We start from the raw sequence: 22,501 nt of genomic DNA on the forward strand, positions 1-22,501 counted from the left end.
TCATTCAGATGAACCAAGCCTCCAAAAGGCAGCTTCTGGAGGATCATGATCGTCAGCCACTTTTGACCCGCTCAATGTAGCGCGCCACTGCCGGGGCCTTTTCGAAGCGGCGGTGGATCAATGACAACCAGGACGACGCTTCGCTGCCCCTGATCGGCCGATACAGCACATTCGGCAGGCTGACGTGACCCACCACCGATGCGGGCACCACCGCCACGCCCTGCCCCAACGACACCAGCGCAATCACCGCCACCAACCCGCCGGGTTGAGGGCCCAGGCGCGGTGCGAAACCGCCGAGAGCGGCAATCTGCAACGTGCCGTTGATCTGCTCCGGGAGGATGAACGTCTCGTTGTGCAGGTGTTGCGGGGCGATGTCCGGTAAACGCCCCAGCCAGGAATCGGCCGGCAGCGCCAGGACAAACCCTTCGGCGTCCAGGTGAATGGCTTCCAGGCCTTCGGGCAGGTTCATCGGGGAGCGGACATAGCCGATGTCGAATCGACCATCGACGACCATCGCCGGCAGCGCCGCCATGGACATTTCCCGAACGCTGAGGCTGACATCCGCATGGTTTCGGCTGAACACCTGAACGTGTTTTTGCAGCAACCCGCCATACACCGCCGAGGCTACATACCCGACCTCGATATGACCGATCTCTCCCCGCCCGGCCCGCTGCGCATTGCGCTGGGCCACCTCGAACTGGCGCACCGTGGCCTCGGCCTCGATCACCAGCGCCGCGCCCGCCTCGGTCAGGCTGACTTCGCGCTGACCGCGCAGGAACAACCGCGTGCCGAGGGCGCTTTCCAGGTCCTGGATCTGCCGGCTCAAGGTCGGCGGCGCGATGCCCAGTTGCTCGGCCGCGCGGGTGAAGTTGCGCTGTCGGGCCACCGCCAGAAAGTAACGAAAGTGCCGGATATCAATCATTGCGTTAGCTCATAGGTAATGAAGTGCCGCTCCCTGGCTAACAACGTGTCGAAACCACCGGGATAAGCTGCACGTACATCCACAGTAGAGAGCCTGCGCCATGCGCGTCAAATCAAGCCTTATCGCGCTGACTGCTGTTTTCAGCCTGCACCATGCCATGGTCGCCACGCCTGATGACGGCATTGCCCACAAGGCAATCCTCAACTTGGAAATCGCCCAGACTGCGATGGCCAGCGTGCCACAGCGGGTGACGTCATGAACCGCGCCAGCCCGCGCATGACGCTGCTGACTGCGTCCGGGGTCTGCTCGCTGATCGTGCTCGACACCAACATCGTCGCCGTCTCGCTGCCGAGTATCGCCCGTGACCTGGGGGCCAATTTCGCCGACATCGAATGGGTGGTCAGCGCCTACATGCTCGCGTTTGCGGCCCTGCTGTTGCCGGCCGGCAGCATCGCCGACCGTTTCGGCCGCCAGAAAACCCTGCTCTGTGGCCTGGGCATTTTCATCCTCGCGTCCCTGGGTTGCGGCGCGGCGCCGAACGCGCTGTTGCTGGACATCGCCCGGGCGATCAAAGGCGTCGGTGCGGCGCTGTTGCTGACCTCGGCCCTGGCGTCCATCGGCCACACCTTTCACGACGAAGTCGAGCGCGCCAAGGCCTGGGCATTCTGGGGCGCCTGCATGGGCGTTGCGATGACCGCCGCGCCGACCGTCGGCGGCCTGATCACCGAGTTCATCGGCTGGCGCTGGATTTTCTACCTCAACCTGCCGGTGGGCCTGCTGTTGATGGCGATGGTCTGGCGCGCCGTGCCAGAATCGCGCGACACCCAGGCCGCCCGACTCGACCCCTGGGGCAGCCTGGCGTTCAGCGCCAGCCTGCTGTGCCTGATCTGGGGGCTGATCGAAGCCAACCGCATTGGCTGGAGCAACCCGCTGACGTACGCACGCCTGCTCGGCGGTATCGGTCTGCTGGGGCTGTTCGTGGTGATCGAACGGATGCAGCGCCGGCCGATGGTCGACCTGCAACTGTTCAAGCACCCGCGCTTCATCGGTGCCTTGCTCGGCATGTTTGCCTACGCCGGGTGCGCTCAGGTGATGATGACCCTGCTGCCGTTTTACCTGCAAAACGGTTTGGGGTTCTCGGCCATTGCCTCAGGGTTGGGCATGCTGCCCTTTGCGCTGACCATGCTGATCTGCCCGCGCATCGGTGTGCGGCTGGCCTCGCGTTACGCCCCGGCCACATTGATGGCGGCGGGACTGACGCTGGTCGGCGCCGGCAACCTGCTCAGTGCCTGGGCGGTCGACAGCGGTGGCTACTTGAGCTTTGCCCTGGCGATTGCCGTGACGGGCGCTGGCGCCGGGTTGCTCAACGGCGACACGCAGAAAAACATCATGGCCTGCGTGCCACGGGACCGCGCCGGTATGGCCTCGGGCATGAGCACCACCATGCGCTTCAGCGCGATCATGCTGGCCATCGGGGTATTCGGTGCATTGCTCGCCAGCCACACCGAACACCTGTTGCACACCGGCCTTTCGACCTCGGGTTCGCCATGGCTTGAGCACACGCGCGACATCGCTTCACGGGTGGTGGCCGGTGACATGGCGGCGGCCATGGGCACCTTGCCGGAGTCGGCACGGTCAATCGTTGCGCCGCTGGCACAGCAAGCGTTCGTCGGTGGCTTCAGTCGGGTGTTGTGGGTCGCCGGGTTACTGGCGTTGCTGGGGGCACTGGTGGTCGGCACGCTGATGCGCAATCCCGTGCCGCAAGCACAATCCTATTCATTGAGGGTGGAGTAGGCCCACAGCGGTGAGGCGCAGGGCCACTGGCATTCCGTTCAAACTCAACGATACTCCTGGCGAACGGATTCGCTGCCGCCCTGGCACTTTGAAAGGGATATCACCTCATGGCCATGCCCTGTTTCCTGCGCGCCACTCTGGTCGGCAGTCTGTTACTGACCGGCCTCCCCGTCGCCATGGCCCATACCCTGGGCCACGGCGCTCCCGAGGACCCGAATGGCTTCGTGCCGGCCTCGCCCGACACGCCGTTTCTCGATGTGCTGCACGCGTGCGTCAGCCAGCAGGACACCCGCACGGCACAGTTGCTCTCGGGGTTGGGGGGTACGCGCTATCCGCTGGTGAGCCTCAATGAAACGAATCAGGTCGAGGCCTTCTACAGCCAAGGCATCGCCTTGCAATATGGTTTCAATTTTTCCGAGGCTATCCGCGCGTTCTACCAGGCCAGTCGCTTCGATGAAGGCGCCGCCATGCCGTACTGGGGCATCGCGCTGTCGGCCAACTCCAACATCAACAGTGTCGCGACCCTCGGCTGCGATCGCCTGTCCTATCGTTCGGCACAAATCGCCCTGGACAACGCAACAGCCCGTCGCAACGACCCGAACGCCCAGGCCCATTTCAGCGAGCGGCAATTGCAGCGCGAGGTCGATTACGCCACGGCATTTCTCACGCTCTACAGCACCCGGGACGGCAAGGTCAGCCTGAGCGACGAAGGCAAGCAGCGTTACGCCAAGGCGATGAAAACCCTGTCGCAGACCTACTTCGACGACCTCGACGCCGCCACCCTGTACGCCGATGCGCTGCTCAACCTGGCCCCCTGGAAATGGTGGGACGGCTCAGAGGCCGTGTCCGATGAAGTCAAACCCACACCGGCCGCCTACGAGGCGTTGCAAGTGCTCAACCGCGTACTGGGGCAGGACCAGTTGCATACCGGAGCCAACCACTTTTACATCCATGCCATTGAAGAATCACCCTTCCCCACCAGCGGCCTGCCCATGGCCGATCGCTTTCGCGATCAGAACCCGGCCATCGGTCACCTGGTGCACATGGCGTCCCACATTTATCAGCGTACCGGCGACAACGCCCTGGCCAGCGTCGCCAACTACACCGCCGTGTCGGTCGACCGGGCCTACGCGCACCAGGTCGACCCGCAGAGCCCGTACCCGTTGCATTACCTGGGGCACAACATTCACTTTTTGACCTGGACCCTGTCCATCGAAGGGCGCCGGAACGAAGCCATGAACATGGCCGAAGAATTGGTGGAAAACACCACCCGCTATGCCGCGCTGGATTTCCTCTGCCAGCAGTACCCGCAGGAAATTCGCACCAAGGCCGACTATTTCTATGCCGTGCCCTATTACTTCGCCGTGCGTTTTGAGGACTGGGACGCCCTCAAGCGAATCGCACCGAAAGTCGACGCCGGGCTGGTGACCATTAACGAGACCTGCGCCAAGGCCAACAAAAACTGGGAACCACTGACCTTGCCCTACACAGGGATGATGGCCGCTTACGCCCAGGCCTATCAAACACTCACGGCCAGTGACCTCGACAACCGCGCCGCCGGCGATGCACTCAAGGGTTACTGGCGTGCGGTGCAAGAGAACCTGAGTGCCCACCCCAAACTGCCTTACGGCAGCAACCAGGCGCTGGAACTGCTGCGCATCGCCAACCTGATCCTGGTGAACAAAGCCCAGGACGCCTTGCACGGCAAGCTAGACCTGGCCCCGCTGCAGAGTGCCAGCGCCGACATTTTCGGCCACGATCCACAACAGGTGCTGAGCGCCGACCTCAAGGAACTGAAGGGCGACAGCAACAGCCAGATCATTGCGGCGTGGCGCAAAGCCGTGCAACTTCAGGACGGCCTCGCCTACAACGAGCCACCGGACTGGTACTACACGCTGCGCGAATCACTGGGTTACGGGTTGCTCGCACAGGGTCAGTACAGCGAAGCGGAGAAAGTCTTTCGCGAAGACCTGGCGGGCAACCGGCTCAGTGGTCGCTCACTCAACGGGCTGAAAATCAGCCTGGAGAAACAACCGGGCAAAACCGTCCCGGCGCTGCTCAACGAACAACTGCAAACGGCCTGGCGCAACGCGACCATCAGTGCTGCGCCGCGCTGACCACACAGCGATCATCGTCTTATTTGCGCTTGTAACTCTTGCTGCCGCCGGGCGTCAGGCAATAGACGCCGCCGCGTGGCCCGGTGCAATAACTGCCGCTGCCGCATTGGCAGCCGTCATCGCTTTGCAGCAGTGGCTGCGGGCGCGCAGCCTGACTGGAACCGCGAATGCCGAACATCGCCGAACAGTCTTTTTTCGAGGCGCTGATGGAGCCGTCGTTGCACAAAAAGGTCTCGCCATCGCAGCCGGCAATGCCGCCCTTGCGACCCGAGCACGGGGTGTTGCCAGCCAGCACCGAGGTGCTGGCCAACAGCAAAAGGACACAGAGAACACGTGACCAAAGCGGTGATCCGCCCTGGTGAAATAGACAGGTCATGCTAACGCTTCCATGCAATAAGTGGCCTGATGCTAGCACTTATCCCGAGCCCGTCACTCTGCTCAGCGAAACAACCGCAGGTGAAACGGCGAATGCCAGCGTGGCGGTTGTGCCCGTTGCATGCGCTCCAGAATCATCCACCCCATGGCCAGCGCCATCATCGGCAGATGCCCTTGATCGGCAAGCATCGGCAACAGCATCAGTGGCCAGCAGGAACCGATGCACCAGCCACCGCTGACCACGCCGTACCTCAAACAGTCCCGAACAAAAGCGAAGCCGAATGCCGAAATCCTCGGCCGGTAATGGCAGCGGTTCAGGCACCTCTGTTTGAACGGCGAAGCCTGCCACACCAGGCCCAGCCCCAAGGCGGCGACAAACGCCGTCACCTGGGAAAGCCCCAGCATCACCCTCGCCCCCACCGTCACGGTCATCAGCACCACACCGGCCAGGGTCCAGGCCGCTACAAAACCGAACACGAACAAGGCCACCGCCTGCCAGCGCTTTCTCGACAGGCTGCGCTGCCACACATGCTCAAGAGGATGAATCAGCAACAAGGGCATCATCGCCAGCAGCATCAACCACCACGAAGACAGCAACTGACGCGGCGGATTGAACAGCAACGCCTGTTCAACTCCCGCCCAGCTCGCGGCAGAGTCGAGCGCCGGAAATGTCCCGCAGTACGCCGGAATCGACAGCATCTGCACCGCACCCAACAGCAACCCCCAACCGGCCAGGCTGATCAGGATCAGCCATGGCCGGGCGCCCAGGGTCAACGCGGCGACCAGAAGGTAGGTGGGCACCCTTTAATCACCCAACCGATAGATGCTCACACTGCCCACGGAAATTTGATCCTCGGGCGGAATCGGCGATGCCGAGACAAACCGGACCTTGAGCTGTGCGGCCGACGTCACCCCGCCCAGGTGCAGCGCATCGACGATGTGGGTGATTTCGAACACCTGGCTGACACCGTTCCCGCCATGCTCGCCATCCGGCAGGCTGGCCTTGCGTACGCCAAACAAGGCCAATGTCCCTGCACGCAAATCAGCATGCTGGGCAGGGTCGGCATCCGTCGGCAGATTGATGTAGACGTCGAGGACGACCGCATCGGATTTGCCCCGGATGTTTTCCAGTTTGAGGAAGACCCGATCAGGCACCCGCAGCGTCGCCGAGAACGATTTCGACTTGAGGCTGGTGAAGACCTTTTTCGAGCCCGCCTGATCAAGCGCCACGGGGGTTTCGATGGAGGTGCCGACCAGATCCAGCGCCGCATCGTTGGTACCGATCAATTCGGTCGGGCCGCCCTGAGGAGCGATTAAACCCTTCGTGGAGAACGTCTTCAGCAGATCCTTCGACGCTCCAAGCCGGGCAAGGCGTTGCTTGACCAGCGGCTCGGCCGCGACGGTCACACCGGTATCCTCGTACCTGTAATCGAGTTTCGGGGAAAGCGTATTCAGCATGTCGCCCACCTTGAACTGCCATGCCGTGCCCTGCGTGGTGGGTACGATAAAGACTCGCCCGCCTGCAGGTGGGCCGTTGTACCACGCCGGATCATCTGGGTTCTGGTGATGGGGGTTATTTTTGAGCCATACCTCCCACAGGCGATCGATATTGGCGTGGTGAAGCCAGAAAATCGGGTCCAGCGCCGCCGTATCGGGGTCGGTCATCAAGCCCAGGGTATGAGGGAACTTTGCACTCTTGAAGCCCACCTCAACGTGAACGACGTTGTGCGGTGTCTGTTCAATATTGGCGCCGCTGCCACCAGAGCCATCATGATTGAACACCGTTGCAGGTCCTCCGAAACCTGGGGGGATGCCTTCCAGCGGGCCTTCGAAGACCGGATCATCCAACGCAGCAAGGCCTATCTGGGACGGATCGAGCACAACATTTCCGTTGCCTGAAAGACCATAACGACGCTCGACATACAGCGGATTTCTGCCGCCCGTAGGCAGCGTCTTTTCGGCGAAGCACGGCGGCAAATGCAACGATTGCGCACCTTCGTTGTAGTTCCAGTAGGGCAAGGCCCAGTCCTGTGGGCCGCCCAGCCCGACGATGGCGGCACGCACAATCTGCTCGAATGCCGCCACGTAGCCGCGGTGCCAGGGCAGGAAATACCAGGTGGAATGCTGGCATTGGTCCCAGTAAAGGGCCTGGTCGGCCTTGGGCGGGAGCGCCGTGGTTGCATGCATGTAGCCGGCGCTGATCCAGATACTTTTATCAAAACCGTGAATCGCTGCCAGGTAACACCAACTGGTGCGGTCGGTAAACGGTCGCTTCTGCAGTTCCTCGACGCCACGCGCATACCACTTCAACGTATCGTTCCAGCCAGAATCCAGCTTCCATACATCACGCCGTACATGTGCCATGGTAGATCTCCCTGAAAAACCGCGTGGATGAGGACATGATCCTCAACTGGCAACACTAGATCAGGTGATATCAATTCGCCCTGGACCGCCGCCGCGACTAGACCAGCGGCGTATCCTTGTGAGCCATCCCCGCGCTATCGGCGTCAGCGCATCAGGCCAACTCCTTGTTCGGCAAGGTAATCTGTCTTGCGGGCTTAACGCCCTGAAAAACGCAGCCGCGACAGCATCCGCAGGTCGCCTTCCAGGTAGTAGTCATTGCTCCAGCTGTCGTCGGCGGCCAGTGGCTGGACCTCCTTGAGCGCCAGTTTCCTTGCGAAATACCGAAACCGGTAATGCTCATAGAAGCGCAATAGCTCCAGGCCATAACGGTCGGCCAGGTCAGTGTCGCCACGGATGATCAGGAAGTTCTCGTCATTGCCCTCACTGGCGTTGACGCTCAGGTTATGGCTGCCGCTGAGGATCACCGGCGCATCGCTGGTGAAGTCGATCACGAGGGCCTTGAGGTGCACCAGCAAATTGCCCTTCTGGCCTTTCATGCTTTCCTTGAGCCAGCCCTCCAGCCCTGTATTGAGCAACGCGGTGGCGGCGAACTCGGCCGTGCGGTCGGCGTGAAAACCGGTGATGCTGCTAGCTGTGTTCTGCAAGCCGAAACGCAGAACATCATCGTGAGGCTGACCCAGCAGCGCGTTGAGGATTTCATCCGGCAACACGAACGCCGTGACGAACAGCACGTCCTTTTTCGCGGCGTTGATGATCTCGACGAACTGAGTCAAATCCGCCTGGCCGGTACGCGGTGAAAACCCGACAAACAATGGTTGTGCAGGGTCCATCGGGTTGCTTTTGGTCAACCAGGTCCGGGTGGCACCCACATCGGCGGGAGCGGCCCAGATCTGTTCGAACACGTGCAGGTAACTCCCAGCCACACGACTGTCATCCAGCACATGCACCACGTTGGCCTGGCGGTAGACACCGTTGTCGGTGAAATTGGTACTGCCGCACAGTACCGATTGAGGCCGGTACTCCCCTGCACCATCGACCTTGCTCAGTACGATGAACTTGTCATGGAAGATCGCGTGGGTCACCCGACCTCGTTTGTTCTCGGAGGGCAGCTTCGCCAGGCTCTCTTCATTCATAGTGGTGTCGGTATCACCGACCTTGGCGTGATACAGCACCCGGACCTTCACCCCACGAGCAAAGGCTGCGTTTACGGCATCAATGATGCTCGGCAACTGGTACTCGTAAATGGCGATGTCCAGGGCCCATTGGGCGTCTAAAGCGCGCTCGATAAACCCCAGCAACTCTTCCAGCAGACCGTTTTCCAGCCATTGCCGAGGCGCGTCGGGCCAGTCGTCGATGGACAGATTCTTGTTAGCGCTGATTTGTGCATCGAGCTCAGGGAATTTGCGCGAAAACGCCTGGCTCGCGGCGACGGCGCGATTGAAGATCACATGCTGGCCGGCCGGCAGACCGTTGTCGGTGGTCACCGTCACCTCCAGCGCTTCGCCCAACTGCGGCGCATCGGCGCTGCCGTAGGCCAGGTGCACCCGGTAGTGGATCGTCACCCCTGGGTTGACCGCGTAGTCGGCCCAGCGAAACTTCTGCAAAGGCGCGATATCACTGGGGGTCGCGTGGTACTGGGGGAACGTGTGGACCTTGCCCGGAAAGGTCAGGCTGTTGAACAGGAACTGCCAGGGTTTGTCGCCCTGCTGTTTCTCGATGGCAAAGCCCAGCAAGCCTTTACGCCGGGGCTCGGCCAGGTCCATGGCCAGTAACACGCCGTTGGTGCCGGCATAGGCTTTGACGCGAAAGTCGTCCTGACGATTAGCGGCTAGCACGCGCATGGTTCACTCCTGTGATGAGTTGAACCCACAGCATAGGTGCTCACTTGAGACTGTCGATGTGCCGATAGTGCGCGTTCAACTCATGGGCCAGCGCCTTCGCCCGCCCCAACCGGATCGGCCCACGCTCGATGTCCACCAGCAGCGCCGGGCAATCGAATGCCCTCGGCACGGGCAAATGCCTGAGACGGCCGTCGGTCACCAGCAGCAATCGCTGCTGCTCTGCCGGCAAACGCTTTTGCCGCGTGGCCAGCCACTGCGCCGCTTCGTCCAGCGCCGCCAGCAACGGCGTGCCACCGCCCGCCCCCAAGGCCTCCAGCCAGTCGCGTAACCCGGCAGAGGCTTTCAAACCTTGCACCTGCCACTTCGGCGCCGTGCCACTGGCCGTCAACAACGCCAGCCGTGCGCGCTGCCGATACGCGTCGTCAAACACCTGCGCCAGCAGCCCTTTAGCGTCGCTCAAGGCATGGTGGCGACGGGTCGAGGCCGAAGCGTCGACAATCACCAGCCACAGCTCATGAGGCGAACGACTGCGCAGGTGAAACAGCAGGTCTTCGCGCTGACGCGGGCGGCCATTGAGCAGCGTGCCGGGCCAATTGATCGAGCCGCTTTTCGCGGCCCGACACGGGCCTTGCCGACCGTTTTTCAGGCGTCCTGCACGGGGTTTGGCATTCGCCCCCGCGTCAGATCGAGGGCGAATGCCTAAGGCTTTTTTGGCCAGCTCGGCACGTCACGCCGGGCGCCGGTGGGCAACGCCTGGGCGGGCATTTCGCCCCACTGGCCCTGGCCTGTGCCTGAATTCGGCTGCTCTGCCGTATTCGATGGCGGCGTGTTGTTCTGATGGGGTGGCATCGGCGGTTGTTCACGACGGCGATGACGCAAGGCAAACTCGGCCACGGCCTCGATATCGTCTTCATGGATACGCGACGCACCCCGCCACGCCGCGTGGGCGCGGGCAGCCCGCAACCACACCAGGTCGGCACGCAAGCCATCGACACTGGCCGCGAAGCAGCGTTCGGTGATCTGCGCCAGTGCCTGGTCGTCGAGGGGGATGTTCGCCAACGCTTCGCGGGCCTGCTGGCAGCGTTCGCGCAGTGCCTGTTGCTGAGCTTCCCACTGGGCGCAGAAGCCTTGAGGGTCGCTGTCGAAATCCAGGCGACGGCGAATGATCTGACCCCGTTCGGCCGGCGCGGTGTGCCCGCCGAGCGCGACGTTCAAACCAAAACGGTCAAGCAATTGCGGGCGCAGCTCGCCTTCTTCCGGGTTCATGGTGCCGATCAGGACAAAACGCGCCGAATGCCGATGGGAAATACCATCACGCTCGATCAGGTTGGTGCCGCTGGCGGCCACGTCCAGCAGCAAGTCGACCAGGTGATCGGGCAGCAGATTCACTTCGTCGACGTACAACACGCCACCGTCAGCCTTGGCCAGAACACCGGGAGAAAACTGTGCCCGACCTTCGCCCAGCGCAGCGTCCAGGTCCAGGGTGCCGACCAGCCGCTCTTCGGTCGCACCCAAGGGCAAGGTGACGAACTGACCGCTGGCGAGCAGGTCTGCCAGACCACGGGCCAATGTGGACTTGGCCATACCGCGCGGGCCTTCGATCAGCACGCCGCCGATTTTCGGGTCGATGGCGGTCAGGCACAGCGCCAGTTTCAGGGCATCGGCACCGACCACGGCGGACAGCGGGAAATGCAGGGTGTCGGTCATTTTGTTCATCTCGGTCATGGTCGGTGCTTGCGTTGTGGCGAGGGAGCTTGCTCCCGCTCGAGCGCGAAGCGCTCGCAATAAAGGTGTCGATTTTAGCCTGAAGAAACAGGCTGCAAGCTTTTGGGGCCGCTGCGCAGCCCAGCGGGAGCAAGCTCCCTCGCCACAAGTGCAGGCAGGTATCCGGTTAGCTGTCTTCTTCTATATCCAACAGCAAATTCTCCAGCGCCTCGCGATACTCGCCCGGTTCTTGCCACATCCCTCGTTGCTGGGCTTCGAGCATGCGCTCGGTCATGTCGCGCAAGGCGTGGGGATTGTGCTGCCGGACGAACTCGCGTGTCGACGGATCAAGCAAATAGGCCTCGGCCAGCAAGGCGTACTGGTGATCGTCGATCAACTGCGTCGTCGCATCGAATGCGAACAGATTGTCGACCGTGGCCGCCAGTTCGAATGCCCCTTTGTAGCCGTGACGCTTGACCCCTTCGATCCACTTCGGGTTGGCCGCGCGGGAGCGAATCACCCGGTTCAGCTCTTCCTTCAATGTGCGAACCTTCGGCAAATCCGGCTGACTGTGGTCGCCATGGTAGCTCGCCGCGGTTTCGCCGCTGAGGCTTTCGACGGCCGCGAGCATACCGCCCTGGAACTGGTAATAGTCATTGGAATCGAGCAGGTCATGCTCGCGGTTATCCTGGTTTTGCAGCACCGCTTGAACCTGACTCAACCGCTGGGCGAACTGCTGACGGGCGGCGGTACCCTCGTCGGAACCGCCGTAAGCGTAACCGCCCCAGTTCAGGTAAACCTCGGCCAGGTCCTCGCGGCTCTGCCACACACGCCCGTCGATGGCGCCCTGCACACCCGCACCATACGCGCCGGGCTTGGCCCCGAAGATCCGCCATCCCGCCTGACGCCCGGCCGCCTCTGCATCCAGCCCGGACTGCATCAGCGTTTCACGCTCGGCGCGCACCTTGGCCGCCAGCGGGTTCATATCGTCGGGCTCGTCCAGCGCGGCCACCGCTTGCACTGCCGCATCGAACAGCCGAATCAGGTTGGCGAACGCATCGCGGAAAAACCCCGAGACCCGCAAGGTCACGTCCACACGCGGCCGGTCGAGCAGGCTCAGCGGCAGGATTTCGAAATCGTCGACCTGCTGACTGCCCGTGGCCCACACCGGACGCACCCCCATCAGCGCCATGGCCTGCGCGATGTCGTCGCCACCGGTGCGCATGGTCGCCGTGCCCCACACGGACAACCCGAGCTGACGCAGGTGATCGCCGTGGTCCTGCAAATGCCGTTCAAGTATCAGGCTCGCGGACTGGAAACCGATGCGCCACGCGGTGGTGGTCGGCAGGTTGCGTACGTCCACGGAGTAGAAATTGCGTCCGGTGGGCAACACGTCCAGCCGTCCACGACTCGGCGCGCCACTGGGGCCTGCGGGCACGAAACGCCCGGCGAGAGCGTCCAGCACGCCGCGCATTTCTGCCGGGCCACAGGCATCAAGCCTTGGCGCGACCACCTCGCGCAGGTGCTCGATGATCGCGCGGACATCGGCCCAGCCCGAATCCTCCAGCTGTTCGACATCGCCAATCAACGCCGCTTCAATCAATTGCCCGGCGAACAGTTCCAGACGCTCACGCACGTCGCCTGCCGTGCGCCACAGTTCGCTGCTGACGTCTTGCAACGCTTGAGGGCGACGCTCGGTCCAGGGTTCGGCCAAGGCACAATCCAGCGGATCGAAACCCAGTTCGAACGCCTTGGCCAAGGCCCGCAGCAGACTCGATTGCGCGCCGCGACCGTCACCCCGAGGAATGCGCAACAGCGCCAGCAAGGTGTCGATGCGCAAGCGACCGGTCGGCGACTCACCCAACACATGCAAGCCGTCACGGATTTGCGACTCTTTCAAATCGCACAAATAGGTGTCCAGGCGCGGCAACCAGATCGCTGCATCGGCCTCGCTGTCGAGCTTCTCGTCGAGCTGCAACTCACGGTCGATGTGGGTTTCACGCACCAGGTTGAGGATGTCCCGTTGCAACTCGCGAGCGCGGCGCGGGTCGAGCAACTGGGCTTCGTAATACTCGTCGGCCAGTAGCTCAAGGTTGCGCAGCGGGCCATAGGTTTCAGCGCGGGTCAGCGGCGGCATCAGGTGGTCGATGATTACCGCCTGAGTGCGACGCTTGGCCTGCGCGCCCTCGCCCGGGTCGTTGACGATAAACGGATAAATGTTCGGCAGTGGCCCCAGCAACGCATCGGGCCAACAGTGTTCGGACAAACCGACGCCCTTGCCCGGCAGCCATTCGAGGTTGCCGTGTTTGCCGACGTGGATCAGCGCGTGCGCACCGTAGACCTTACGCAACCAGAAGTAGAACGCCAGATAACCGTGGGGCGGCACCAGGTCCGGGTCGTGATACACCGCACTCGGATCGACCTGATAACCCCGCGCCGGCTGAATGCCGACAAAGGTCAGCCCCAATCGCAGCCCGGCGATCATCATTCGCCCGCCCCGGAACATCGGGTCGTTTTCAGGCGTGCCCCAACGCTCCAGCACCGCCGTGCGGTTGGCTTCGGGCAAGGCGTTGAACATCGAGAAATAGTCGTCCAGCGCCAGGCTTTGCTGGCACAGGCGCAGGTCGATGGTTTCCAGGTCATTACTGACCCCGCCGAGCAATTGCTGAATCAGCGCGGTGCCGCTCTGCGGCAACTCGGCGGGCAGCGGATACCCTTCGGCGTGCAGGGCGCGCAGGATGTTCAACGCAGCGGCCGGTGTGTCGAGGCCGACGCCATTGCCAATCCGCCCGTCGCGGGTCGGGTAGTTGGCGAGGATCAGCGCAATGCGTTTTTCGCCATTGGCCACCCGCGCCAAGTCGACCCAGCGCCGCGCCAGCTCAGCGACAAAATCCATGCGCTCGGGCTGCGGTCGATAGCAGACCACATCGGACTGGCTGCGCTCACTGCGCCACGCCAGGTCTTTGAAGCTGATGGGGCGGCTGATGATCCGCCCGTCGAGCTCCGGCAAGGCAATGTGCATCGCCAGGTCCCGTGGGCCCAGCCCTTGCTCGCTGGCGCGCCAACCGGGTTCGTTGTCCTGGGCACAGATCGCCTGGATCACCGGGATGTTGCGGCGAAACGGCCGCAGGTGCGGCGCTTCGGGGCTGGATTGGGCGAACCCGGTGGTGTTGAGAATCACCGAGGCGTGCACCTCATCCAGCCAGTCCTCGACCACCGTCAGGCAGCCGGGCTCTTTCAGGCTGGCCAGCGCAATCGGCAACGGGTTAAGCCCCGCCGCTTGCAAACGCTGGCAGAAAACATCGATGAAGGCGGTATTGGCCGCCTGCAAATGGGAACGGTAAAACAGCACCGCCGCCACCGGTTGATCAGGTTGCCAGTCGGCCTGCCAATCACCGAGGACCGCGTTGCTGTTGTGCGGGTGGTAAATAGCGGTGCGCGGCAAGGTCTTGGGTTCAGACCAAGGGTAATCGCGGCCCAGCCAACGGTTGGCCAGGCAGCGGTACAGATCCAGCGCATTGCCCATGCCGCCCTGACGCAAAAAATGCCAGAGCCGGTCGCGGTCTTCACCGGCCACGGTACTCAGGTCGCTGAGTTCCGGATCAGGGCGATCGTCACCCGGCACCAGGATCAACTGCACGCCACGTTGCGAGAGTTCCACCAAGCGCTCGACGCCATAACGCCAATAGGCGATCCCGCCGTGCAGCGAGATCAAAATCACCTTGGCGTGGCGCAGCACTTCGTCGACGTACATGTCGACCGAGGCGTGATTCTGCACCTGCATCGGGTTGGCCAGGCGCAGGCTCGGGTAATCGTCGGGCAACTGCTGCGCCGCTTCGGCGAGCAGCGCCAGGCTGGAGTCGCCGCTGCACAGAATCACCAGTTCGGCGGGGGTTTGGCCTAAGTCGGCAATGTTGTCATCCGAGACGAAACCGCCGGGCTGGGTCCTGAGCAGGTGCATGGATTAAACGCTGAGCGCGGCGCGCAATTGCGCTTCGAGTTGAGCGGCATCGAGCTCCTGGCCGATCAGCACCAGACGGGTGGTCCGCACTTCATCGGCGCCCCACTGACGGTCGAAATGCTTGTCGAAACGCGTGCCCACGCCCTGGATCAACAGGCGCATCGGTTTGTTCGGGACCGCCGCGAAGCCTTTGACCCGCAGAATGCCATGCTTGACCACCAGTTGAGTCAGCGCGTCCATCAGCAGGCTTTCGTCGGCTTGTGGCAGCTCGATGGAAATCGAGTCGAAGGCGTCGTGGTCATGATCATCATGGTCGTCATCGCCTTCACCGTGGTGGTGATCGTGGTGGCTGTGACGGCTGTCGATGTGTTCTTCGGAACCGGCGCCAAGACCGATCAGCACGTCCAGCGGCAGACGACCGCTGCTGGCTTCGATGACTTTCACCGCTGGCGGCAGTTCTTCGGCGACTTCCAGCCGTACTCGGGCCAGGTCTTCAGGGCTGATCAGGTCGGCCTTGTTGAGGATCACCAGGTCGGCGCTGGCCAGTTGGTCGGCGAACAGTTCGTGCAGCGGCGATTCGTGGTCCAGGTTCGGGTCCAGTTTGCGCATGGCGTCGACCTGATCCGGGAACGCGGCAAAGGTGCCAGCGGCCACGGCCGGGCTGTCGACCACGGTGATGACCGCGTCCACAGTGCAGGCGCTGCGGATTTCCGGCCACTGGAAGGCTTGCACCAATGGCTTGGGCAGGGCCAGGCCGGAGGTTTCGATGAGGATGTGGTCGAGGTCACCGCGACGGGCAACCAGCTCGCGCATCACCGGGAAGAACTCTTCCTGAACGGTGCAGCACAGGCAACCGTTGGCCAGTTCATACACACGGCCGCTGGCCTCTTCTTCAGTGCAGCCAATGGAGCATTGCTTGAGGATTTCGCCGTCGATGCCCAGCTCGCCGAACTCGTTGACGATCACCGCGATACGCCGACCCTGGGCGTTGTCGAGCATGTGCCGCAGCAAAGTGGTTTTGCCCGAACCGAGGAAGCCGGTAACGATGGTGACGGGGAGTTTGGCCAGTGTTTTCATCGGATGCCCTTTGGCAAGGTGGCGGGCATACGGGACGACAACCGGCAGCGCTTGCGCGCGCGGGAAGAGTTCGCCACCGGATCACCCCGCCCGGTTGTAGTGAGAATCTGTGTCGAGGCAGGTCTCCTGGCTGACGGTGTGCCGGTCTTTCGACTGGCGGCTCCTGCGCCTTCCCGCCGCTCTGGGTAGAGCGTGCAGTGGCATGGCAGAAACAAAACCGTTCACAGTTGCGGGGGCAGCCGCGGCATTGACCGCGTTCCCTTCTTAGCTTCGGCAGCCGCCGAAGAACCTCGAAAGCGCAAGGCTACGCATGGTGTGGGGGCGGGTCAATGTCCGCGAACGATCGCGATCCACTGTGGCGAGGGAGCTTGCTCCCGCTGGGTCGCGAAGCGGCCCCCTGCATTCATTCAGGCACATCACATGCACACGATTTGCGACGGCTGCGCCGCCGAGCGGGAGCAAGCTTCCTCGCCACAGGGTTTTGTGCCAGCCTCAACTGAGAACCCTTGCCAATTGACGGCTCGCCCTCGCCCATGCTCTCCTACACACTTTGTTACGGGTGCCCTTCACAGGGTGAAACGGGAAACCGGTGAATCGTGTGCTTTACTCAAAGCCACGTCAGTCCGGTGCTGCCCCCGCAACGGTAAGCGAGCGAAGAATCAGATCCACTGTGCCAACACCTGGTATGGGAAGGCGATTCTTGCAGGTTCGGCCAACGCCAACCCCTCGTGAGCCCGGAGACCGGCCCGCAACATCGAGTGGCTACACACGCCACGCTATAACAAACCCGCGGTGGGCGGGCGCTGTTTGAACCTCTGCGTGCCTGGCGTGCAGGGGTTTTCATGCGCTCGATTCACCCGCTGACAGTCCAGAGGGAAGCGCCATGTCGATCATCAGCAGTACTCGCCACGCCACCGCCAGCAGCACCGCCACCCTGAGCCAACGCCTGACTGCCGCCATCGGCGCATCGATCCTGGGCGCGTGCCTTGTGTATTTCGCCGGTTTCTCGCACATCGAAGCGGTACACAACGCCGCCCACGATACCCGTCACAGCTCCGCCTTCCCGTGCCATTGAGACCTGCCGACATGATCAAGCGTATTGCGCAAACCGCAGGGTTCACCGGGCTGCTGGCCGCCCTGTTGCTGACCCTGCTGCAAAGCTTCTGGGTCGCGCCGTTGATTCTTCAGGCTGAAACCTACGAAAAGGCCCCGGCGACCGAAATCCATGAACACGCCGAAGGCGCCATGGCCGGCCACACTCACGACGCCGAAGCCTGGGAACCGGAAGATGGCTGGCAGCGCGTGCTGTCGACCACGGGCGGCAATCTGGTGGTCGCTGTCGGTTTCGCGCTGATGCTGGCGGGCCTCTACACCTTGCGTGCGCCAACACGCACCTCACAAGGCCTGCTCTGGGGCCTGGCCGGTTATGCGACCTTCGTCCTCGCCCCGACCCTGGGCCTGCCGCCGGAACTGCCGGGCACTGCCGCTGCGGATCTGGCACAACGGCAAATCTGGTGGATCGGCACTGCCGCCTCGACGGCGGTCGGTATCGCCCTGATCGTCTTCGGCAAAAACTGGCTGCTGAAAATCCTCGGCGTCGCCATTCTGGCCGTGCCGCATGTCATTGGCGCACCGCAACCTGAAGTGCATTCGATGCTGGCACCCGAAGCCCTGGAAGCACAGTTCAAAATCGCTTCGCAGCTGACCAACGTTGCGTTCTGGCTGGCCCTTGGCCTGATCAGCGCCTGGTTGTTCCGCCGCAAAAGCGAAGGTCAATACCACGCATGACGGACTCAAGCGCAGCGCCGACCCTGGTGGTCGGCCTGGGCTGCCAGCGCGGCTGCCCCGCCAGCACGCTGCGCGCGTTACTGGATCAGGCGTTGCAGGCGCATCAAATCGAGCTTGAGGCTGTGCAGGCCCTGGCCAGTATCGACCTCAAGCGCGACGAACCCGGGCTTAACGAATTGGCCGCGCAGCTTGGGCTGACGCTGACCTGTTTCAGCAGTGCGCAACTGGCGCACTATCAGCCAAGACTCAGCCACCAGTCGGACATCGCGTTCGAGCGCACCGGCTGCTACGGCATCGCCGAAAGTGCGGCCCTCGCCCTCGCCGAACAACTGGGCCAAGCGCCGGCCAAACTGCTGATCCCACGGCAGAAATACGCCCAGGCCACCTTTGCATTGGCATGCGCGTCGTAAAATCCCCGATAATCCCCGCCCTCGATCATGAGCAATCTTCATCTGAAGCCCTGCTTTGACAATTTTTCACAGGAGCCGGCCATGACCGTCTACTTCATCGGCGCAGGTCCCGGCGACCCGGAACTGATTACCGTCAAGGGCCAGCGGCTGATTCGCAGTTGCCCGGTCATCATTTACGCAGGCTCGCTGGTTCCGGCAGCCGTGCTGGAAGGCCATCAGGCCGAACAGGTGGTCAACAGCGCCGAACTGCACCTGGAACAGATCATCGAGCTGATCAAAATCGCCCACGCCAACGGCCAGGATGTGGCCCGGGTGCACTCCGGCGATCCCGGTTTGTATGGGGCGATTGGCGAGCAGATCCGCTACCTGCGCGAGCTGAACATTCCCTTCGAAATCATTCCCGGCGTCACCGCTACGGCCGCGTGTGCGGCGCTGTTAGGCGCGGAACTGACCCTGCCGGACGTTTCGCAAAGCGTGATCCTGACCCGCTATGCCGACAAAACGGCGATGCCGCCCGGTGAAGCGTTCGCCAGCCTGGCCCAACATGGCGCAACCATGGCGATTCATCTGGGGGTCAATCATCTGGATAAAATCGTCGCTGAACTGCTGCCGCATTACGGTGCGGACTGCCCGATTGCGGTGGTTCACCGCGCCAGTTGGCCCGATCAGGACTGGGCAGTGGGGACACTGACGGATATCGCCGAAAAGGTTAAGGCCAAGGGGTTTCGGCGTACCGCGCTGATTCTGGTGGGTCGGGTGCTGGCCACCGACAACTTCAGCGAGTCATCGCTGTACCGCGCCGGGCATGCGCATCTCTACCGCCCATAGGCCCTCATCGCGAGCAAGCTCGCTCCCACAGGGGATACGCGGTCAAATGTGGGAGCGAGCTTGCTCGCGGTGGCGTCAGTGAATTTCACCCAAAAAAAACGGCGCTCACGGGCGCCGTTTTTTTGTTCGCAATGAACGCCGTGCTTAGTAGTAGGCGTTTTCTTTTTGCGTGTGGTCAGTCACGTCACGTACGCCCTTGAGCTCCGGAATGCGCTCAAGCAGTGTGCGTTCGATGCCTTCCTTCAAGGTCACGTCTGCCTGGCCGCAGCCCTGGCAGCCGCCGCCGAACTTCAACACGGCGATGCCGTCTTCGACCACATCGATCAGGCTGACCTGACCGCCGTGGCTGGCCAGCCCTGGGTTGATTTCGGTTTGCAGGTAGTAGTTGATGCGCTCATTCACCGGGCTGTCGGCGTTGACCATCGGTACTTTGGCATTGGGTGCCTTGATGGTCAGTTGGCCGCCCATGCGATCCGTGGCGTAGTCGACCACGGCATCGTCCAGGAACGCTTCGCTGAAGTGATCGATGTACGCGGTGAAGCTTTTGAGCCCCAGCGCGGTGTCTTCAGGTTTTTCTTCGCCCGGCTTGCAATAGGCAATGCAGGTTTCGGCGTATTGGGTGCCAGGCTGGGTGATAAAGACGCGAATGCCGATCCCGGGGGTGTTCTGCTTGGACAGCAGATCGGCCAGGTAATCGTGGGCGGCATCGGTAATGGTTATGGCGGTCATGGAAACTCCTCGCAGGCTTGGGCGCAGTTTACGCCAATCAACGCGCCGGACAAAGTCCCAGTATTTTTGTCGGGAAAGCGCAACTGATCCAATGTGCGGACTTGCACCGGGCGGCGATCCGAGGAAGAGGCTAAAACAGTCAACATTAATGTTGACTGGTCTGCCGCCTTCGCGAGCAAGCCCGCCCCCACACTGGATCGCAGGCACCTCTAAATTCCGGGTGTCAAAGGTTCTCGTAGCGGTTCATGTCCAATACGCCTTCTTCCACCGGGTCGGTTTCATGCAGGTACTGGCTCAGGTCGTGAAAATACACCCAGAACTGCGGATGACTGCGGCGGATACCCCAGCGCTCGACGATTTTTTCGAAGCGGTTGGCATCCTTGGCGCGCTCCATCTGCGCCACGAACTGCGGCACTTCGTCGGCCGGGATGTTGAAGATGAAGTTCGGGTAGCTGCTGAGCACACCCGGATAGATCGTCAACGTATCCAGCCCCGGCTGATAGCGCAGCGCCTCACCCAACAGGAACGCCACGTTGCTGTGGGGCCCGGTTGCGCAGCAGGCTGTAGACCTCGCGTTTGCCGCTGCGGGTTTCGATGCGCAGCATCGTTGCTTCCGGCAACTGGTCGATGACCTTCAGCCCCGCCGCCGGCCGGGCAGTCAAACGGCTCAGGGCCTGCTCGGCATGCTGCAACGCCGGGTCGATGTTCGGCCGGGAACAGTAGGCGCCGTCGCAACGGTTGATCGGGTCCGGTCGCGCATTCAAATCGCCGTAACGCGCCAACAACTGCTGGGCGAAGTCGCGCTTGGGGTTCTTGGCGTCGAGTTTCAGTGCCGTCGGTTTGTCGTTGTCGATGCTTTCGTAGTCGAGCCACATCTTGAACTTGCCGCTGCTCTGATACCAATCGTCGAGGTAAGCATCCCGTGAATCGGCCGGCATCAGGCGCAGGAAGTTTTGCTCGGCACCGTTGCGGATCAGGTCGAAATACAGACGGGTCTGCGCCTGATGGGAAACGTTGCCGAACACATCGAAATTGACCGCCAGTTGATAGTAGGTGCGCTCCAGCAACGGGTAGTCGAACAACCACATCGTTTGCGGCACCTCACCAATCAGGCCCTTGCTGACGGAGGCGCTGTCGAAATGCCGGAAGATGCTCAGCAAGGCATTGTCGTTGCCCGCCCACAGGCTCGACCAGCTCGGCGCTGGAACCTCGGCGTAGGTGTCGCGGCGCAATGCTTCGTACTCGTTGCGTTTGTCGCGGTAGGCGTGCCACAGGCTCAGCACGCTGCCAACGTCATCGTTTTGCCCCGGCATGGCCAGTAACGGTGTGACCTTGCCACGGTAGCTCGGGTCGGTGATGTAGAGGTCGTGTTCCGGCGCCTGGAACAACGCCCAGAAGTTATCGCGAATCACGTCCGTGGCAATCTGCCCGCGACACACCGGGCCACGGATGAAGGTACGCACGAAGTACTCGGCGTTATCGAGCATGAACTGGTAACGCGCCTGCGCCGGGATCGCTTGAAAGGTTTCGAACGGATTGGCCCGACGCTCCGGGCCGTAGCCGGGTAACGCATTGACCTGCCAGTTGCCGCTGTAGAACAGGCTTTTGATCCGCGCCATCTTCGCCGGGCTCAGCGGATAGGTGATGTGGGTCTTGTGCACGATCACGCCCTGCACCGGCCACAGGCGGTAATAGATCTGCGTACCCGGATCGTCATTCGGCCGGCGACTGGCAATCAGGTCAATCGGCTGGCCGGTCGGCGTACGCGAGCGCACCCACTGAAAGAAGTGCCCGGGCTCGCCGTCCTTGAAGTACACGTGAGCCAGGAACAGATGCTCGAACAACCAGCGCGCCACCAGGCTTTCACGGGCACCCGGCGCGTTGAGCAGGTTTTCCCACTGCACGACTTGCAGCGCCTCCTGCGTACTCGGCGCCAGGCCTTGTTCATCGATAGGCGCCCCGGAGGCCAGCCAGCGTTGCAGCGTCTGGTATTGCTGGCTGGTGAGGCCGGTCACGGCCAGCGGCATGCCTTCTTTAGGGTGAGACTGGGCATAGCCTTCAAACTCTGCCGGTTGCGGGCACATGTTCTCGCGGCCAAGCCCCAGCGCAATCTCTTCGGGCAGTTTGGCGTTGGGTGTCAGCGGTGTCTGGTGCCCGAGTTCGAGCATCCGCGCCATCAGTGCGGCCTGGCTGCCTTGGGCGTCGAGTACCGAGTAGAAGTCCTTTTGCTGCCAGGCTGCTTTGCCGAACGCGTCGTAAAACAGCCGGGTCGGCCGGGAAGCCTTGCTGCGCTCGCCATCGTAGACCGGGATTTTCGTCGCCCCCCGCGCCGCGCCTTCGCCGCTGCCCAGGTTGAGCTGACAGGCGGAGTCATAGCAGGCATGACACGCCACGCACTTCTCGGTAAAGATTGGCTGAACGTCACGGGTGTAGGAGATCGCCGGCGCCGGGCCTTGCGCGGTGGCGACACTGCTTAAAAGCAGCGCGAAAAGGCTGATGGCAACGCGATACGACATATCCCTGGTCCCGATGGTGGAAAAACGTCGCGATTCTACCGGTGTCGCCACGCCATCAACATGAGCGATATTCAT

The 22,501-nt window shown here is 62.3% G+C and carries 17 protein-coding genes, 1 pseudogene and 2 riboswitches; of the genes and pseudogenes, 7 read left to right on the plus strand and 11 right to left on the minus strand.

The features are described 5' to 3' along the window. Positions 1 to 52: 52 nt before the first annotated feature. Positions 53 to 919: a LysR substrate-binding domain-containing protein gene (locus tag AABM54_RS15695; RefSeq protein WP_347906217.1), complete on the minus strand. Its 867-nt coding sequence runs from the start codon at positions 917 to 919 to the stop codon at positions 53 to 55. Between the two features lie 103 nt (positions 920 to 1,022). Between AABM54_RS15695 and AABM54_RS15700 the strand changes: the two genes are divergently transcribed. From AABM54_RS15700 to AABM54_RS15710, 3 genes are all read left to right on the plus strand, one after another. Beyond that, on the plus strand, positions 1,023 to 1,181 hold the full coding sequence (locus AABM54_RS15700; RefSeq protein ID WP_347900900.1) for a hypothetical protein: 159 nt from the start codon (positions 1,023 to 1,025) through the stop codon (positions 1,179 to 1,181). Then, on the plus strand, positions 1,178 to 2,716 hold the full coding sequence (locus AABM54_RS15705; protein WP_347900901.1) for an MFS transporter: 1,539 nt from the start codon (positions 1,178 to 1,180) through the stop codon (positions 2,714 to 2,716). Before AABM54_RS15700 ends, AABM54_RS15705 begins: the two co-directional genes overlap by 4 nt. Before the next feature lie 107 nt (positions 2,717 to 2,823). Beyond that, positions 2,824 to 4,833, plus strand: coding sequence for a hypothetical protein (locus AABM54_RS15710; protein WP_347900902.1), 2,010 nt, complete (start codon positions 2,824 to 2,826; stop codon positions 4,831 to 4,833). A 19-nt stretch (positions 4,834 to 4,852) separates the two neighbouring features. On the opposite strand, the gene AABM54_RS15715 is transcribed toward AABM54_RS15710, so the two are convergent. The 8 genes from AABM54_RS15715 to cobW all read right to left on the minus strand — a co-directional run bounded on the left by AABM54_RS15715 (position 4,853) and on the right by cobW (position 16,155). Continuing rightward, positions 4,853 to 5,209, minus strand: coding sequence for a hypothetical protein (locus AABM54_RS15715; RefSeq protein ID WP_347900903.1), 357 nt, complete (start codon positions 5,207 to 5,209; stop codon positions 4,853 to 4,855). A 62-nt stretch (positions 5,210 to 5,271) separates the two neighbouring features. After that, positions 5,272 to 6,009 carry a DUF2182 domain-containing protein gene (locus tag AABM54_RS15720; protein ID WP_347900905.1) on the minus strand — a complete coding sequence of 246 codons (738 nt, stop codon included), beginning with the start codon at positions 6,007 to 6,009 and terminating at the stop codon, positions 5,272 to 5,274. 3 nt (positions 6,010 to 6,012) lie between these two features. Next, positions 6,013 to 7,572: a tyrosinase family protein gene (locus AABM54_RS15725; protein ID WP_347900906.1), complete on the minus strand. Its 1,560-nt coding sequence runs from the start codon at positions 7,570 to 7,572 to the stop codon at positions 6,013 to 6,015. A gap of 194 nt (positions 7,573 to 7,766) precedes the next feature. Next, a complete protein-coding gene (locus AABM54_RS15730; protein ID WP_347900907.1) occupies positions 7,767 to 9,413 on the minus strand; it encodes a phospholipase D-like domain-containing protein in 1,647 nt (548 codons plus the stop codon). A gap of 40 nt (positions 9,414 to 9,453) precedes the next feature. Beyond that, entirely contained in the window at positions 9,454 to 10,131 is a 678-nt protein-coding gene (locus AABM54_RS15735) for a VWA domain-containing protein (RefSeq protein WP_347906218.1), read from the minus strand. After that, on the minus strand, positions 10,113 to 11,120 hold the full coding sequence (locus AABM54_RS15740) for an ATP-binding protein (RefSeq protein ID WP_347906220.1): 1,008 nt from the start codon (positions 11,118 to 11,120) through the stop codon (positions 10,113 to 10,115). The genes AABM54_RS15735 and AABM54_RS15740 overlap by 19 nt, the downstream gene beginning before the upstream one ends. Positions 11,121 to 11,304: 184 nt before the next feature. After that, positions 11,305 to 15,078, minus strand: a complete 3,774-nt coding sequence (cobN, locus tag AABM54_RS15745) for a cobaltochelatase subunit CobN (protein ID WP_347900908.1) — start codon at positions 15,076 to 15,078, stop codon at positions 11,305 to 11,307. Between the two features lie 3 nt (positions 15,079 to 15,081). After that, positions 15,082 to 16,155, minus strand: a complete 1,074-nt coding sequence (gene cobW / locus AABM54_RS15750; RefSeq protein ID WP_347900909.1) for a cobalamin biosynthesis protein CobW — start codon at positions 16,153 to 16,155, stop codon at positions 15,082 to 15,084. Positions 16,156 to 16,253: 98 nt separating this feature from the next. Beyond that, a riboswitch (cobalamin riboswitch) is annotated at positions 16,254 to 16,463 on the minus strand. A gap of 232 nt (positions 16,464 to 16,695) precedes the next feature. Continuing rightward, a riboswitch (cobalamin riboswitch) is annotated at positions 16,696 to 16,920 on the plus strand. A gap of 118 nt (positions 16,921 to 17,038) precedes the next feature. Between cobW and AABM54_RS15755 the strand changes: the two genes are divergently transcribed. The 4 genes from AABM54_RS15755 (at position 17,039) to cobM (ending at position 19,181) form a co-directional block, all read left to right on the plus strand. Next, complete coding sequence (locus AABM54_RS15755; RefSeq protein ID WP_347900911.1) at positions 17,039 to 17,230, plus strand: CbtB domain-containing protein; 192 nt, start codon at positions 17,039 to 17,041, stop codon at positions 17,228 to 17,230. 11 nt (positions 17,231 to 17,241) lie between these two features. Next, positions 17,242 to 17,943 carry a CbtA family protein gene (locus tag AABM54_RS15760; protein ID WP_347900912.1) on the plus strand — a complete coding sequence of 234 codons (702 nt, stop codon included), beginning with the start codon at positions 17,242 to 17,244 and terminating at the stop codon, positions 17,941 to 17,943. Beyond that, positions 17,940 to 18,353, plus strand: coding sequence for a cobalamin biosynthesis protein (locus tag AABM54_RS15765; RefSeq protein ID WP_347900913.1), 414 nt, complete (start codon positions 17,940 to 17,942; stop codon positions 18,351 to 18,353). Before AABM54_RS15760 ends, AABM54_RS15765 begins: the two co-directional genes overlap by 4 nt. Positions 18,354 to 18,434: 81 nt before the next feature. Next, positions 18,435 to 19,181 carry a precorrin-4 C(11)-methyltransferase gene (cobM, locus tag AABM54_RS15770; protein WP_347900915.1) on the plus strand — a complete coding sequence of 249 codons (747 nt, stop codon included), beginning with the start codon at positions 18,435 to 18,437 and terminating at the stop codon, positions 19,179 to 19,181. Positions 19,182 to 19,325: 144 nt separating this feature from the next. Here the strand turns inward: cobM and nfuA are convergent, their stop codons facing one another. Together nfuA and AABM54_RS15780 are read right to left on the minus strand one after the other, a co-directional pair. Then, positions 19,326 to 19,910 (minus strand): Fe-S biogenesis protein NfuA, encoded by a 585-nt coding sequence (nfuA, locus tag AABM54_RS15775; protein WP_007941757.1) that lies wholly within the window; start codon positions 19,908 to 19,910, stop codon positions 19,326 to 19,328. 223 nt (positions 19,911 to 20,133) lie between these two features. Continuing rightward, positions 20,134 to 22,426 (minus strand): annotated as a pseudogene (locus tag AABM54_RS15780) (fatty acid cis/trans isomerase). Positions 22,427 to 22,501: the final 75 nt, after the last annotated feature.

This window comes from Pseudomonas purpurea (assembly GCF_039908635.1).
Classification (GTDB): domain Bacteria; phylum Pseudomonadota; class Gammaproteobacteria; order Pseudomonadales; family Pseudomonadaceae; genus Aquipseudomonas; species Aquipseudomonas purpurea.